Here is a 15,548-nt window from a genome sequence, read left to right on the forward strand (position 1 = left end):
AAAACCGAGATCGAAACTGTGGATCAGTGTGAATCATGGTATAGCTTGTCTCCTCCAGCTGGAATCACCCGAAGCTTCGTTGCGTTTGGCATTGTTTGAGGGCTAGCTGGTTGCATCAGGGACAGGATTTGGAATCATGGCGGAAGCGGCGGTACGCAAACTCGACGACGCGCGGGAGCAGAAAGACGCGCTCTATCGCGAAGCACCCCACAATATTGAAGCGGAACAGGCGCTGCTCGGCGCCATTCTGATCAATAATGATGCGTTTTACCGGGTATCGGACTTCCTGAAGCCTACCCATTTCTTCGAGCCGCTGCATCGTCGCATCTATGAGATCACCACCGATCTCATCCGCGTTGGCAAGATGGCCAATCCGGTGACGATGAAGACCTTCCTGCCCACCGAAGGCAAGGTGGGCGATCTCACCATATTCCAGTATGTGACGCGCCTCGCCACCGAAGCCGTCACCATCATCAATGCCGAAGACTATGGCCGTGCCATTTACGATCTGGCGACGCGCCGCGCACTGATCGGCATCGGCGAGGACATGGTGAACGTGGCCTATGACGCGCCGGTCGACATGGCGCCGCAGGAACAGATCGAAGATGCCGAGCGACGCCTGTTCGAGCTGGCGGAGACGGGACGGTATGACGGTGGCTTCCTGCCCTTCAAGGACGCGGTGACGACTGCCGTGGACATGGCCAACGCCGCTTTCATGCGCGATGGCCATCTTTCCGGCGTTTCGACCGGCATTCATTCGCTTGACGCCAAGATGGGCGGCTTGCAGCCCTCGGACTTGATCATCCTCGCTGGTCGTCCGGGCATGGGCAAGACCTCGCTTGCCACCAATATCGCCTTCAACATCGCCAACGCCTATGAAGGCGAACAGCAGGCCGACGGCTCGATGAAGGCCGTCAATGGCGGTGTCGTTGGGTTCTTCTCGCTCGAAATGTCGGCGGAACAGCTCGCAACCCGTATCATTTCCGAGCAGACGGAGGTTTCCTCCTCGAAAATCCGCCGCGGTGACATCACCGAAACCGATTTCGAAAAGCTGGTCGCGTGCTCGCAGGTGATGCAGAAAATCCCGCTCTATATCGACCAGACCGGCGGTATCTCGATCGCCCAGCTTGCAGCACGCGCGCGCCGCCTGAAGCGCCAGCGCGGCCTCGACGTTCTCGTCATCGACTATGTGCAGCTGATGACCGGTTCATCGAAGGCTTCCGCACAGAACCGCGTACAGGAAATCACGGAAATCACCACCGGCCTCAAGGCGCTTGGCAAGGAACTCAACGTGCCCATCATCGCGCTCTCACAGCTCTCCCGTCAGGTGGAAAGCCGCGACGACAAGCGCCCACAGCTCTCCGACCTTCGTGAATCGGGCTCTATCGAGCAAGACGCCGACGTGGTGCTCTTCGTGTTCCGTGAGGAATATTACGTCAAGAACCTCGAGCCGCGTGACGAGTTCGATCCGAAATACGAGGAATGGAAGCAGCATTTCGAAAAGGTGCGCGGCACCGCCGACGTGATTATCGCCAAGCAGCGTCATGGTCCGACCGGCACCGTCAAACTCGCCTTCCAGTCTGAATTCACGCGATTTGCAGATCTGGCCGAGGGTTCTTATCTGCCGGAGCAGTATGAATAAGTTTTCCCAAGTCAAAGGGCGCGTCTGATGGCCAAGGCGCGCGTTCAATTCATCTGCCAGAACTGTGGCACGGTCCATTCGCGCTGGGCGGGCAAGTGCGACTCCTGCGGCGAGTGGAACACGCTTGTCGAGGAAGGCACCAATAGCGGCATCGGCTCCGGACCCGGCGCCATGTTGTCCAAGCGCAAGGGACGCGCCGTGGCGCTGACCTCGCTCTCCGGCGACATAGAAGACGCGCCACGCATCATTTCCGGCATCAGCGAGCTTGACCGCGTGACAGGCGGCGGTTTCGTGCGCGGTTCCGCTCTTCTCATCGGCGGCGATCCGGGCATCGGCAAATCCACCTTGCTGACGCAGGCAGCAGCAGCCCTTTCCAATCGCGGCCATCGCATCGTTTATGTTTCGGGCGAAGAAGCCGTCGCGCAGATCCGGTTGCGCGCGCAGCGTCTGGGTGTGGCATCGTCAGCGGTGGAGCTTGCCGCCGAAACCAATGTCGAAGACATTATCGCCACCATTTCAGACACCAAACGGCCCGATCTCGTCATCATCGATTCGATCCAGACGCTGTGGACCGACATGGCGGATTCCGCACCGGGAACCGTGACGCAGGTGCGTTCCTCCGCGCAGGCGCTGATCCGCTATGCCAAGCAGACGGGCGCCGCCGTGGTGCTTGTGGGCCATGTTACCAAGGAAGGCCAGATCGCCGGGCCTCGTGTGGTAGAACATATGGTCGATGGCGTTCTCTATTTCGAAGGCGAAGGCGGGCATCACTACCGCATTCTGCGCACGGTAAAGAACCGTTTCGGTCCGACCGACGAGATCGGCGTCTTCGAGATGTCCGACGGGGGCCTGCGCGAAGTGTCCAACCCGTCCGAACTCTTCCTTGGTGAGCGCAATGCGAAGGCTCCGGGTGCGGCGGTCTTCGCCGGCATGGAAGGCACGCGTCCGGTCCTGGTGGAAATACAGGCGCTTGTTGCCCCCTCCTCGCTCGGCACCCCCCGCCGTGCGGTCGTCGGCTGGGATGGCGGACGGCTTGCCATGATCCTCGCCGTTCTCGAATCGCATTGCGGCGTTCGTTTCGGCCAGCACGATGTCTACCTGAATGTTGCGGGCGGCTATCGTATCAGCGAGCCTGCTGCGGATATAGCTGTGGCTGCTGCACTTGTTTCATCCATGGCCGGTATTGCCCTTCCGCCAGATTGTGTTTATTTCGGCGAAATCAGCCTTTCCGGTGCTGTTCGTGCGGTAACGCATGCGGTACAGAGGCTCAAGGAAGCGGAAAAACTCGGCTTCCGGCAGGCAGAAGTGCCCGGTGGCAGTGGCGAACTCTGGAAAGATCGCAGCTTCCGCCTCATGGAAACTTCCGCCTTGCCCGATCTTGTTGCGCGCATCGCGGCTTCAGGCTCCGGAAAGAAGCAATAAATCTGGAGTTTTATGACTGGAAGAATCTGTCAACCTTCCGGTGATAAACTTCAGCATCTTTGACTGCCCTGCGCATGGATCATTTTGCGCATAATAACTGAGGACAGGCCAGAATGCCGATAACCATGCTTGATGGAATTCTGCTCGGGATAACGCTGGTTTCAGCCATTCTGGCGATGGTGCGCGGTTTTTCCCGCGAGGTGCTGTCGCTGGTGTCATGGGCTGCGGCTGCCGCTGCAGCTTATCTATTCTACCAACCAGTTCTGCCTTTCGTACAACCGTATATCAACAACGAAACCATCGCGAAGATTGCAGCCGCTGGCGCGGTTTTCCTCGTGGTGTTGATTGTCGTGTCATTGATTACGATGAAGATCGCCGATTTCATCATCGATAGCCGTATCGGTGCACTCGACCGCACGCTTGGTTTTCTGTTTGGCGGCGTGCGCGGGGTGCTTCTCGTTGTCGTCGCCATGCTATTCTTCAACTGGCTCGTCCCGACAAACCAGCCAGCTTGGGTAACGAATGCGAAATCAAAGCCGATGCTCGATTCGTTCGGCCAACAATTGATCGACCTTCTGCCAGCAAATCCCGACCAGATGATTGACAGATTCAAGCCTCAACAGACTGCTCCCGCTTCTGGCGAGCAGGAAGAAGCGCCGGTTCCGGACGATACGCCTGCACAGCAATAAGCCGTTCCGAGATATGGAGAAGCCGCCAGTCCGCTGGCGGCTTTTTCAATTCCGGAAATAACCATGGTCAATGCAAAACAGCCATATCGACGCTCAGACATTGTCATTTTGCATCCGCGATCATATTTCAGGCGGGAATTTGCGAGATTATTCGTGAGCATCATGCGATACTGATGTTCATGAGATCATATCGACGCATCGATGAACTCTTCGCTTTTAACAAAAAGCCATCTTGTGATAGAGAGGCGCCTGAAGTCTTTACGCATGTCGTAAATCGGAAACCGGTTTTCCCTTTTCCGGAACATGCTTTAGTTGCCTCTGCAATCGAAAGGCCTTGCGGCAATGACCAGCCATTCTTCTGAAAATGCCTCCTTCATGCTGGATGAAGATACACTGCATGAAGAGTGCGGCGTATTTGGCATTCTTGGCCACGAGGACGCTGCCGCGCTGACGGCGCTGGGCCTGCATGCCCTCCAGCATCGCGGGCAGGAAGCCGCCGGCATTGTTTCCTATCACAACCGCCGTTTTCATTCCGAACGCCACATGGGCCTCGTCGGCGATCATTTCACCGACGCTGCAACGCTGAACCGCCTGCCGGGCGACCGCGCCATCGGCCATGTGCGCTATTCCACCACCGGCGAGACGATCCTGCGCAACGTGCAGCCATTGTTCGCGGAACTGGAAGTCGGCGGCATCGCCATTGCCCACAACGGCAACTTCACCAACGGCATTACGCTGCGCAAGCAGTTGATCGCTTCGGGCGCGATCTTCCAGGCGACTTCCGACACCGAAGTCGTGCTGCATATGATTGCCCGCTCGCGCCACTCATCCTCCTCCGACCGTTTCGTCGATGCCATCCGGCAGGTCGAAGGCGGTTATGCCATGCTGGCGCTGACCCGCACAAAACTGATCGCCGCGCGCGATCCCATCGGCATCCGTCCGCTTGTCATGGGCGAGCTTGATGGCAAGCCTATCTTCTGCTCGGAAACCTGCGCCCTCGATATCATCGGTGCGAAATATATTCGCGATGTCGAAAATGGCGAAGTCATCATCTGCGAGATCCAGAAGGACGGCTCCATAACCACGGAATCCATCAAGCCTGAGAACCCGCAGCCGGAACGGCTCTGCCTGTTTGAATATGTCTATTTCGCCCGCCCCGACTCCGTCGTCGGCGGTCGCAGCGTCTATGTCGCGCGCAAGAACATGGGCATGGAGCTTGCCAAGGAAGCCGGTATCGAAGCCGACGTGATCGTGCCGGTGCCCGATGGCGGCACGCCTGCCGCTCTTGGTTTCGCGCAGGCCAGCGGCATTCCGTTCGAATATGGAATTATCCGCAACCATTATGTGGGCCGCACCTTCATCGAGCCGACGCAGCAAATTCGTGCGCTTGGCGTCAAGCTGAAGCACTCCGCCAATCGCGCCATGATCGAAGGCAAGCGCGTCGTGCTGGTGGATGATTCCATCGTGCGCGGCACCACTTCCGTCAAGATCGTGCAGATGATCCGCGATGCAGGCGCCAAGGAAGTGCATATCCGCGTGGCAAGTCCAATGATTTACCATCCGGATTTCTACGGTATCGACACCCCCCATGCCGACAAGCTGCTGGCAAACCAGCATAAGGACCTCGAATCCATGTGTCGATATATCGGCGCGGATTCCCTTGCGTTCCTTTCCATCGACGGGCTGTACAAGGCTGTCGGCGGCAAACCACGTGATCCGAAGGCTCCTGCCTTTACGGATCACTACTTCACGGGTGAATATCCGACCCGTCTCCTCGATCAGGAAGGCGAGAGCAACGTCCATACGCTGTCTCTTCTCGCCAGCAACGGCTGATCGCAAAATCCTTCCACTCAGGCGGCTCAAAAGGCCGCCTGTTTCTTGTGTTTGAATGACATATGGGGACTAGATGAGTATCGACCTTACGGGCCGCATCGCACTGGTAACAGGCGCATCGCGCGGTATTGGCTATTTTCTTTCGCTCGAACTGGCAAAACGCGGCGCGCATGTCATCGCGGTCGCACGCACGGTCGGCGGACTGGAAGAGCTGGACGACGATATCCGTAAACTCGGAGGCAGCGCCACGCTGGTGCCTCTCGACATTACCGACATGGAAGCCATCGATCGCCTCGGCGGCTCCATTCATGAGCGCTGGGGCAAGCTCGACGTCATGGTTGCCAATGCGGGCGTGTTGGGCACGATTTCCCCGATCGGGCACGTCGAAGCCAAGACCTTCGAGAAGGTCATGAACGTCAATGTCACCAGCGTCTGGCGCCTCATCCGTTCCACCGATCCGCTTCTGCGTGCTTCGGATGCGGGACGGGCCATTCTGCTTTCATCCGGCGTGGCGCACACCTGCCGGGCCTTCTGGGGGCCTTACGCTGCCTCGAAAGCTGCCGTCGAAGTCATGGCGCGCAGTTGGGCCGAAGAAACGAAGCAGATGAAGCTCAAGGTTAACTCCGTCAATCCGGGAGCGACCCGCACGGCAATGCGTGCGCAGGCCATGCCGGGCGAAGATCCGGAAACATTGCCGACCCCGCAGTCGGTGGCAGAGAAGATCGTCAAGCTCGCCGATCCTGCCCTGGATGTCACCGGCAAGCTTTTCGATGTGCGCCAGGATCGCTTCCTGGACTACCATCTGCCGAGCTGATTTCTTTTTCCGGCCTTGCTTCCCTGCAAGGCCGGTTCTATTTAGTTTATTGACGTACCGCGTCACGATCCGATTGAATCTGATCGGTGAACCTCTTTGACGTCCACCTTGCCCGAAAACCGTCTCACACTTTTCGGGACACGCGGCAGCTACCCGACGGCTCCTTTTTCAGCGGCCTATTTTCCCACTTTCAGACCCTTCGTCACGCGCGGACCGTCTTCGCGCGCATTCACTTTGCTATTGGAGGACTTATGATTAAAGATCACCAGCGTTTCATCATCATCAGCGGCGGTCCGGGATCAGGCAAAAGCACGTTGATCGATGCGCTCGAAAAGGGCGGTTTTTCCCGCACCGTGGAAGCGGGACGCGCCATTATCCAGGATCAGGTCGCTATCGGCGGCAGCGCCCTCCCGTGGAGTGATCGCGCACTCTTTGCAGAGTTGATGCTTTGTTGGGAAATGCGCTCTCACGCCATGGCAGAACAACAGGCTGGTACCGTTTTCTTCGACCGCGGCGTTCCCGATGTGATCGGCTATCTTACGCTGTGCGACCTGCCCGTCCCACAGCATATGGAAGAGGCCGCCCGCCGGATCAGATATAACAGTACCGTGTTCCTGGCACCGCCATGGGCCGAAATCTTCGGCCAGGATGCGGAACGCAAACAGGATTTCGATGAAGCCGTGCGTACGTTCGATGCAATGGACAAAACCTACAGGCGGCTCGGATATGAGATCGCGCTCCTGCCGAAATCACCGGTCGAGGAGCGCGTTCGTTTCATCAGACGGGTGTTGCCATCAGTTTTCCTCTGACGATGCGACCTCTTCGTCGCTGGCCGCCTCCGCAGCCTTTCTGTCAGCAGCTTCACGCCTGTTCCACGCTGCCAGACTGAACGGAAGGAAAGCGAGATAGGCGAGCGCCGTTATGCTCAATGTCTGCCAGGTGAAGCTCATCAGGAACGCGACGTAAACAACGACGAACAGGATCAGCGGCATGACGATATCCCGTCGGACAAGGCTGCCGGCCGATTTGCCGTTATAAACCGGCAGGCGGCTTACCAGCAGAAACGCAATGGCCACGGTATAGACCGCCACACCGAAAGCGAGCGCCCGCGTCGGGGTGAGGCCGAGAAAACCGAGATAGACCGGCAGCAGGACGAGCATCGCACCTGCAGGTGCGGGCACGCCTATGAAATAATTGCTTTGCCAGGCCGGGCGGTTCGGATCTTCAAGCATGACATTGAAACGTGCCAGCCGCAGGCAGCAGGCAATGGCATAGAGAAGCGCCGCGATCCAGCCGAAGGAACGCGCCTGATCAAGCATGAAGGCATAGAGCACCAGAGCAGGCGCTACGCCGAAATTGACGATGTCGGCGAGCGAATCCATCTGGGCACCGAACTTGGACGATCCCTTCATCATGCGGGCCACACGCCCGTCGATGCCGTCAAGAAAGGCTGCTACGAGCACCATCACGACGGCAAGTTCGAAACGGTTTTCAAAGGCCAGACGAATACCGGTCAGACCGGCACAGATGGCGAGGACCGTGATGACATTGGGAACGACGATACGCAGGGGTATCTGCGACAGCTTCGGGCCGCGCGATGAATCCACGCGGCCGTTGGGCTCAAAAGGCGGAAAAGGCGCTTCCATCGGCTTAAGCGATCCGCACCACTGGCTCACCGCGTCCGCTGCCATAATCGGCCAGCACGGTTTCACCGGCGACTGCCGTCTGGCCCACCGCGACACAAACGGTCGCATCTGCCGGCAGATAGACATCGACGCGCGATCCGAAGCGGATCAGGCCGAACCGTTCGCCAACGGACAGATCGTCATCCTCGTTCGACCAGCAAACAATGCGCCGGGCAACGAGGCCAGCGATCTGGACAACACCGATCTTGCCATGCGGGCTTTCGATCAGCACGCTATTGCGTTCGTTATCCGTGCTAGCCTTGTCCAGTTCCGCATTGAGGAATTTGCCCGGACGATGCACGACCTTTTCGATCTTGCCGCGAACGGGGGAACGGTTGATGTGTACCGAGAACACATTCATGAAAATCGACACGCGCATACGCGGCTCGGCGCCAAGGTCCAGCTCGGCTGGCGGCACTGCCGGGCCGACAAAGGAAACCTTGCCATCGGCGGGACTGATGACCAGATCATCGTCCATTGGCGTCACGCGCTCGGGATCACGATAGAAATAGATGCACCAGACGGTCAGCACCATGCCGATCCAGAACAGCGGGTCCCAGAGCCAGCCCAGAATGAGCGAAACCACGAAAAAGCCCGCGATAAACGGATAGCCTTCCCGATGGATCGGCACGAAAGTATTGCGGATAGTGTCAGTAAGGCTCATCGCTCTTCCTTTGAGTTTGGCCGTTATTTACCTCATCCTATCCGGAATCAAAATCCATTTCGCAAATTATTCACGGCTGTTAGGGCACGTGATCGCGCCCTAATATACCAAGCCGCCCCGCGAACCGACTATTCCGCCGCCGGGACACCGCGCGTAACGACGCCCAGTTCGTCGCTTTGCCGCACCTGGCGCAGACGTTCTTCCGCCTCATCGGCCTCGCGCTGGCGAGCCCACATGGAAGCATAAAGCCCCTTGTGCTTGAGCAGCATGCGATGCGTGCCTCTTTCGGCGATCAGGCCATCCTTCAGGACGATGATTTCATCTGCGCCGATAACGGTCGACAGGCGATGCGCGATGACAAGCGTTGTGCGCCCCCGGCTGACAATGTCGAGCGCGGACTGGATTTCCTGTTCGGTTGCCGTATCGAGTGCGGAAGTCGCCTCATCGAGGATGAGGATGGGCGGAGCCTTCAGGATCGTGCGGGCAATGGCGACACGCTGTTTCTCACCGCCCGAAAGCTTGAGGCCGCGTTCACCGACCATCGACTTATAGCCCTCCGGCAAATGCTTGATGAAGCTGGAAATCTGCGCGAGCTCTGCCGCCTTCTCCACCTCTTCATTCGTTGCATCGGGGCGGCCATAGCGGATGTTATAGGCTATCGTATCGTTGAACAGAACGGTATCCTGCGGCACCATGCCGATGGCCTTTCGCAGGCTTTCCTGCGCGACATCACGGACATCCTGCCCGTCGATGGAAACCGTTCCGGACTGCACATCGTAGAAGCGGAACAGAAGCCGCGAGATCGTGGATTTGCCCGCACCCGACGGCCCAACAATCGCGACCGTCTTTCCTGCCGGAACTTCAAAACTGATCCCCTTGAGGATCGGCCGGTTCGCATCATAGGCGAAATGCACGTCTTCAAAACGGATCGCGCCCTTGTCGATCTTCAATGCTGGCGCACCGGGTTTGTCGACGACTTCCTGCTTCACATCGAGAAGGTCGAACATCTGCTCGATATCGGTCAGGCCCTGACGGATTTCACGATAGATAAAGCCGATGAAGTTGAGCGGAATGGACAGTTGCATCAGCATGGCATTGATGAAAACGAAGTCGCCAATGGACTGCGTTCCGGCACGGACTTCCAGAGCGGACATGACCATGACAATTGCCATGCCGACACCGAAGATCACGGCCTGACCGAAGTTCAGCCAGCCAAGCGATGTCCAGGTCTGGGTAGCAGCCTTTTCATAACGCGCCATCGAAGCATCGAAGCGCTTGGCTTCCATGTTCTCGTTGCCGAAATATTTGACTGTTTCGAAATTGAGAAGCGAGTCGATCGCCTTGGTGTTGGCCTCCGTATCGGAATCGTTCATTTCCCGGCGGATGCTGATGCGCCAGTCGCTCGCCTTGATCGTAAACCAGGTATAGAGCCAGACCGTTGCGGCAACGACGAGCAGATAGGAAATGCCGTAGGCGAAGGCGAAAATAACCGCCGTCAGCGCAAATTCCAGAATGGTGGGCAGCGTGTTGAGGATGGTGAAGCGGACAATCGTTTCGATCCCCTTGGTGCCGCGCTCGATGACGCGCGAAAGCCCGCCCGTGCGTCTTTCCAGATGGAAACGCAGAGACAGCTGGTGCATGTGCACGAAGGTCTTGTAAGCCAGCTGGCGCACCGCATACTGGCCGACGCTCGCAAACAAGGCGTCGCGAAGCTGGTTGAGACCGGCCTGTATGATCTTGGCGCCGTTATAAGCCAGCACCAGCATCACCGCACCGACCAGAAACAGCGGAATATAATCCGGCGGGTTCAACTGGCCGGTCAAGGCATTCGTCACCCATTTGAAGAAATAGGGAACGAGGATGAGCACGATCTTGGAAATCACCAGATAGAACGTGGCCCAGACGACGCGCATGCGCAGATCCGGCCTGTCGGACGGCCACATATAGGGCCAGAGATTTCGCAATGTCTTGAACGTCTCGCCGGAATCGGCGGAAACCGTTTTGGGGGAACTCATGGTGCGTTCTTTCAAGTCGGTGGGCTCAAGCGATTTCGTACGAGATGAACTCCGTCATCGCTTTATCTGTTTGTTTGACACATCTTTTCCGAAAACCGGCTCCCGCTTCTCGGGATAGGTTCTAGCCGCAGCATGCGCCTTTGAACGAAGCAAAATGCGTGCGGACAGCGTTCATTTGCTGCCAGTTGACGCTGTAACGCGACGACTGGCGCTCAGGCCGATAATCGATAAGACCGGCCTGCACGAGAACCTTGAGGTGCTGGGAGACCGTCGATTGAGCAAGGTCGAGCTTGCCGACAATATCCTTGCAGCAGCAGGCATCCTCCATCATCAACTGCCGGATAATGCGAATACGGACAGGATGGCCGAGCGCCGCGCAAATGCGCGCCGCGGCTTCATCGTCAATCCCGATCTGCGCGAGATCGGAAACAGCCTCAGCTGAATTCTTGTCGAGAATTATCTTCATCGTATATCGACGATATACGATTATGCTCCAGAGTTCAAGTTTTCGAGGCGTTCTTTCTCCAAAAGCACGGCAATATGAAAACACACTATCGTGACCATCGGCCCCGCCGAAACCGCTCTGAAAGCCATGGTCAGTTGGCGTGATCTTCCAACTGGCGCTTCACCTCATCCTCACCCAAAGGTTCCTTCGGCATATTGAAGACCTGCCCAGGCCAGATCAGGTCCGGATTGCGGATCTGGTCGCGATTGGCGAGATAGATAGTGGTGTATCGCGTACCTTTACCATAGGTGCGCTTGGATATCGTCCAGAGATTATCTCCGCGCCGGATAATGACGGAGCCTTCCACTTTCTGCAGGGGAGCCGCAGCTTCACCATGCACTTCCGAAGGCGTGGTCGTCTGGCCTTCCGTATCGGAAGCAACTGCGGAGATATTCTCGCCAGCTTCGCGGCGGAACGGAACTCGTGCCGTCGCCAGAACGCGGTTGGCGTTGTCGAGCAGGTCGGCGCGAATGATATAGTCACCCACACTGAGCGGCTGTTTGCTCTGCACAAGGAAACGGCCATCCGGCGAAATGAGGCTTGCGCCAAGCAATGTATCGTTGGCGTGGACGATGACGCGATTGCCGCCATTGGCCTTGCCTGCCACGAAAACCGACTGACCTTCGATCTCCACCGCCTCGATTGCAATCGGCAAAGCCTGCGCGGGCTTGGCTGCCGGCTTGTCGGCCTTGGCGGCAGCTTCGGGAGCGGCTTCCGTATCCTGCGGCTTCGGCGCCGTTTCCGGCTTCGTAATCAGACGGCTCGCCTGCCCCGGCTCCTCGACCAGCGCCAGCACCTGCCCCGACCTGGTTTCAGGCACCGATACGATGGCAGTCTGCGCGGAGGTGGCAACATTGTTGTCTGCGCCGGTGGAACGCAGGACCAACTGATGGTCTCCCGCCTTCAAGGGTTCATCCAGAACGATGGCGAAATCGCCATTGGGTCCCACCTTGGCCTTACCCACGACAGTCGCGCCTGCCACGACCTCGACATCGGCATTGGGAAGCGCCTTGCCTGCGATCACCACCGAACCATCTGGCTCGACCCGCAGGAGATCGAAAATCGGGGTGTTGTTCTGCTGTTGTGGGGAAGCGGCATCTGCCTGCGCGGAAGGTTCTTGGGTCGGCGTGGCCTGAGGCTTCGCATCGCCTGTCGCGGCCTCGCTCGCGGGCTTCGTCGCCGCGGATGCCTGCGCTTCTGGTGCTTTTGTCTCGGACGGCGCCGCCTGGGGCTGGGCTGGTGCATTGTTCGACGCTGGCGCGCCGACATCGGACTGCGGTGCCTCAACGCGAGATCGTGTCGCATTCCAATAAAGGCCGAGCCCGACGACGATCGCGACGAACCCGATACCCAGCAATCCTAAACTGTTCTTTTGCATTTCGTTTCGAAACCCACGCCAGAGACTATAATGACGGGTTTATAGCTTTTGGCTTCCCCCCACAAGAAATCTGCACCGAAACAGCAAAAGGTACGAGGCTTTTTATTAGCAGGGTTATTGTTCTACACAGTTTGTCGGCTTCGACTGGTCCGGATCGTCCATAAGGTTATAAAGATCGGCCGTTTCGCCCTTGGTCCACCAGATGTAAACGCCGCCGGCATATTTGGCTCCAGAGCCGGAGATGACATTGGAGGTGATGACGGTTTCGTCTTCCAGCTCCAGTTCCGCAAGCGAAATATCACCGGCGTTGTAGTAGGTTACCGAGACATTTTTCTCGCCGCATTTGTAGAGAACGGAGTTGGTCGTCACTTCGGTGTCGTCCGGCAGCTTGATATTGATTTCGCCCGCCGTTGTGGATGACGCTGCAAAGGTGAGCCCGAGAAACACAACCCAGTTCTTCATATCCAATCCACTTCCCGATCTGAAACACATACCGATTGAGATATAACAATCTCCACAAATGTCCAACCGCGACCCCACCAATCTTCTCCGCAAAATGTTACCGCAGGCGCTTGACGCTGAAAGACCAAAAGAGCACAAGAAATCATGTCTGAGATTCGATCCATCTGTGTTTATTGCGGCTCGTCTACGGGCCTGAATCCCATCTATCGCGAAGCGGGCGTTACGCTTGGCCGGTCCATTGCCGAACACGGCCTGCGCCTTGTTTATGGCGGCGGCACGCGCGGCATCATGGGCGCGGTTGCGCAAGGCGTGATGGAAGCGGGAGGCGAAGTTACCGGCATCATCCCCACCTTCCTCCTCGACAAGGAAGCAAGCCTTGAAAAGGCCGAACAGCTGACCGAACTTATCGTCGTCGGCGACATGCACGAGCGCAAGCATCTCATGTTCCAGAAATCGGATGCGTTCGTCACGCTGCCCGGCGGCATCGGCACGGTTGAAGAAATCGTGGAAATGATGACCTGGGCGCAGCTTGGCAAGCATCGCAAGCCGATGGTTTTCGCAAACATCAACAATTTCTGGCGGCCGATGCTCTCACTGCTGGAGCATATGACGGCGGAAGGCTTTCTGCACACCGCGCATCAGGTGAAACCGCTGGTCATCGACAAGGCGGAAGACATCGTTCCCGCCATCATCGCCGCCAATGGCAAGGCATATGAAGGCGACCAGAAGATCATCGAAAAGATGTGATCGCGGCGGCTTTCACCAGAACATATGAGCATACGGCAGGGGCGGAGCGATCCGCCCTTAATCTTATCCGGGTGAGGTTGATGAAGACCATCGGTCTGATAGGCGGAATGAGCTGGGAAAGCTCGCAGGAATATTATCGGATCATCAATCAGGAAATCCGCGCACGGCTTGGCGGAACGCATTCCGCCAAGAGCCTGATGTGGTCCATGGATTTTGGTGAAATCGAGCGCCTCCAGCATGAAGGCCGATGGGATGAGCTGACCACGCTCATGATCGAGGCCGCGCAGAACCTTGAACGGGGCGGCGCTGACTTCATCCTGATCTGCACCAACACCATGCACAAGATGGCTGACGACATCGAAAACGCCACATCGATCCCCCTTGTGCATATCGCCGACCCAACGGCGGAAAAGATCAAGGCTGCGGGCCTCTCAAAAGTCGGGCTCCTCGGCACCGCCTTCACGATGGAACAGGATTTCTATAAGGGCCGTCTTGCGGCCAAACATGGGCTTGAGGTTCTGACGCCCGACGACGCCGACCGCAAGACCGTGCACGACATCATCTATCAGGAGCTGGTGGTTGGCGAAGTGCGCGATGCGTCACGCGAAAAATACCGCGCTGTCATCAATCGTCTGGTTGAGCGCGGGGCGGAAGCCATCATTCTCGGCTGCACCGAAATCATGCTGCTCATCGGCCAGCAGGACAGCCCCGTGCCGGTATTCGACACGACACGATTGCATGCCGAAGCGGCGGTTGATGCCGCCCTTTCCTCAAAATCCTGAGAAAACCCTGGAGATTTTACCCGGCAGGAAAACCATTCTTTCCGGAATTTCAATGCCATTCGCTTGCTTCCCGTTGAGCGCCGTGCAAATATTCAACCATATGGTTGACTATCTTTCGCAATGCAGTATATTCAACCTCACGGGTGAATAATGAACGATGATGCTTTGTCGCATATTCTCAAGGCCGTGGGGGACGTTACCCGACGGCACATCTTGACGCTTCTCGTACAGGAGGGCGCGTCAAGGGTGACTGCGCTCGCCGCTCATTTCGACATGTCGCTCAACTCGGTCTCCAAACACATCAAGGTGCTGGAGGAGGCAGGGCTGGTCACCCGCAAGACTTTAGGACGCGAGCATTTCATTGCCGCCGAGCTGGAGCCCGTGCGGGAAGTGGAGGCATGGTTTGCGGAACTGAAGTCTGTCTGGGAACTGCGCCTCACGGCGCTGGAAGATGTACTCGTTTCTAAGGAACATGAAAATGAGTGAGCTCGAACTGACAGTCAATCGCAGGATTGCGGCCCCACGGGAGAAGGTATTCAACGCATGGCTGTCGCCTGAAACGCTGGCGAAATTCATGCGTGCATCAAGTGACAGCACCGGACCTTCCGATGTCAGCACGGATGCGGTGAAAGGCGGTCGCTTTTCCATCGTCATGCACATGGTCGATCGCGACGTGCCCCATTCGGGCACTTATCTGGAAATCGACCCACATTCACGCCTGGCGTTCACGTGGAATTCGCCCCACTCGCTGGACGACAGCGTGGTGACGATAGACCTCAAGGAAGTAGATCCAAATACCACCGACATTACGCTGAAACAGGTCAAGTTCCGCAGCCCTGAAGCCCGCGACGGCCATATCAAAGGCTGGACCACCATTCTGACGAATTTCGACGGACTGGCCAACTGATCC

At 57.5% G+C, this 15,548-nt stretch carries 16 protein-coding genes; 10 read left to right on the plus strand and 6 right to left on the minus strand.

The features are described from left to right. The first annotated feature begins 136 nt into the window (after window positions 1-136). The 6 genes from ACS5UA_RS03595 to ACS5UA_RS03620 all read left to right on the plus strand — a co-directional run bounded on the left by ACS5UA_RS03595 (window position 137) and on the right by ACS5UA_RS03620 (window position 7,209). Entirely contained in the window at window positions 137-1,642 is a 1,506-nt protein-coding gene (locus ACS5UA_RS03595; protein ID WP_006466216.1) for a replicative DNA helicase, read from the plus strand. 27 nt (window positions 1,643-1,669) lie between these two features. Continuing rightward, the gene (gene radA, locus ACS5UA_RS03600) at window positions 1,670-3,064 is read left to right on the plus strand and encodes a DNA repair protein RadA (protein WP_006466215.1); all 1,395 of its coding nucleotides are present in this window, start codon (window positions 1,670-1,672) and stop codon (window positions 3,062-3,064) included. Window positions 3,065-3,177: 113 nt separating this feature from the next. After that, on the plus strand, window positions 3,178-3,753 hold the full coding sequence (locus tag ACS5UA_RS03605; RefSeq protein WP_113368655.1) for a CvpA family protein: 576 nt from the start codon (window positions 3,178-3,180) through the stop codon (window positions 3,751-3,753). A 342-nt stretch (window positions 3,754-4,095) separates the two neighbouring features. Beyond that, a complete protein-coding gene (gene purF, locus ACS5UA_RS03610) occupies window positions 4,096-5,586 on the plus strand; it encodes an amidophosphoribosyltransferase (RefSeq protein ID WP_025091916.1) in 1,491 nt (496 codons plus the stop codon). Between the two features lie 73 nt (window positions 5,587-5,659). Further along, window positions 5,660-6,400: an SDR family NAD(P)-dependent oxidoreductase gene (locus ACS5UA_RS03615; RefSeq protein WP_113342136.1), complete on the plus strand. Its 741-nt coding sequence runs from the start codon at window positions 5,660-5,662 to the stop codon at window positions 6,398-6,400. A 251-nt stretch (window positions 6,401-6,651) separates the two neighbouring features. Next, window positions 6,652-7,209: an AAA family ATPase gene (locus ACS5UA_RS03620; RefSeq protein ID WP_113368654.1), complete on the plus strand. Its 558-nt coding sequence runs from the start codon at window positions 6,652-6,654 to the stop codon at window positions 7,207-7,209. On the opposite strand, the gene pssA is transcribed toward ACS5UA_RS03620, so the two are convergent. From pssA to ACS5UA_RS03650, 6 genes are all read right to left on the minus strand, one after another. Continuing rightward, window positions 7,195-8,046 (minus strand): CDP-diacylglycerol--serine O-phosphatidyltransferase, encoded by an 852-nt coding sequence (gene pssA / locus ACS5UA_RS03625; protein WP_113368653.1) that lies wholly within the window; start codon window positions 8,044-8,046, stop codon window positions 7,195-7,197. The genes ACS5UA_RS03620 and pssA overlap by 15 nt on opposite strands. A 4-nt stretch (window positions 8,047-8,050) precedes the next feature. After that, window positions 8,051-8,749 (minus strand): phosphatidylserine decarboxylase, encoded by a 699-nt coding sequence (locus ACS5UA_RS03630; protein ID WP_443101171.1) that lies wholly within the window; start codon window positions 8,747-8,749, stop codon window positions 8,051-8,053. 128 nt (window positions 8,750-8,877) lie between these two features. Then, window positions 8,878-10,764 carry an ABCB family ABC transporter ATP-binding protein/permease gene (locus ACS5UA_RS03635; protein ID WP_039852303.1) on the minus strand — a complete coding sequence of 629 codons (1,887 nt, stop codon included), beginning with the start codon at window positions 10,762-10,764 and terminating at the stop codon, window positions 8,878-8,880. Between the two features lie 121 nt (window positions 10,765-10,885). Beyond that, window positions 10,886-11,230 carry an ArsR/SmtB family transcription factor gene (locus ACS5UA_RS03640; protein ID WP_006470669.1) on the minus strand — a complete coding sequence of 115 codons (345 nt, stop codon included), beginning with the start codon at window positions 11,228-11,230 and terminating at the stop codon, window positions 10,886-10,888. 130 nt (window positions 11,231-11,360) lie between these two features. Further along, on the minus strand, window positions 11,361-12,647 hold the full coding sequence (locus ACS5UA_RS03645) for an Ig-like domain-containing protein (RefSeq protein WP_113464498.1): 1,287 nt from the start codon (window positions 12,645-12,647) through the stop codon (window positions 11,361-11,363). Between the two features lie 114 nt (window positions 12,648-12,761). Continuing rightward, window positions 12,762-13,109, minus strand: a complete 348-nt coding sequence (locus ACS5UA_RS03650; RefSeq protein WP_443101172.1) for an MliC family protein — start codon at window positions 13,107-13,109, stop codon at window positions 12,762-12,764. 144 nt (window positions 13,110-13,253) lie between these two features. On the opposite strand from ACS5UA_RS03650, the gene ACS5UA_RS03655 reads away from it, so the two are divergent. The 4 genes from ACS5UA_RS03655 (at window position 13,254) to ACS5UA_RS03670 (ending at window position 15,545) form a co-directional block, all read left to right on the plus strand. Further along, window positions 13,254-13,856 carry an LOG family protein gene (locus ACS5UA_RS03655; RefSeq protein WP_128006051.1) on the plus strand — a complete coding sequence of 201 codons (603 nt, stop codon included), beginning with the start codon at window positions 13,254-13,256 and terminating at the stop codon, window positions 13,854-13,856. 80 nt (window positions 13,857-13,936) lie between these two features. After that, window positions 13,937-14,638 (plus strand): aspartate/glutamate racemase family protein, encoded by a 702-nt coding sequence (locus ACS5UA_RS03660; protein ID WP_112701001.1) that lies wholly within the window; start codon window positions 13,937-13,939, stop codon window positions 14,636-14,638. A 150-nt stretch (window positions 14,639-14,788) separates the two neighbouring features. Then, window positions 14,789-15,124 carry an ArsR/SmtB family transcription factor gene (locus ACS5UA_RS03665; protein WP_021586135.1) on the plus strand — a complete coding sequence of 112 codons (336 nt, stop codon included), beginning with the start codon at window positions 14,789-14,791 and terminating at the stop codon, window positions 15,122-15,124. Further along, on the plus strand, window positions 15,117-15,545 hold the full coding sequence (locus tag ACS5UA_RS03670; protein WP_113368648.1) for an SRPBCC family protein: 429 nt from the start codon (window positions 15,117-15,119) through the stop codon (window positions 15,543-15,545). Before ACS5UA_RS03665 ends, ACS5UA_RS03670 begins: the two co-directional genes overlap by 8 nt. The last annotated feature ends 3 nt before the right edge of the window (window positions 15,546-15,548 follow it).

It is taken from the genome of Brucella sp. RRSP16 (assembly GCF_052246815.1).
Taxonomy (GTDB): Bacteria; Pseudomonadota; Alphaproteobacteria; order Rhizobiales; family Rhizobiaceae; genus Brucella; species Brucella intermedia.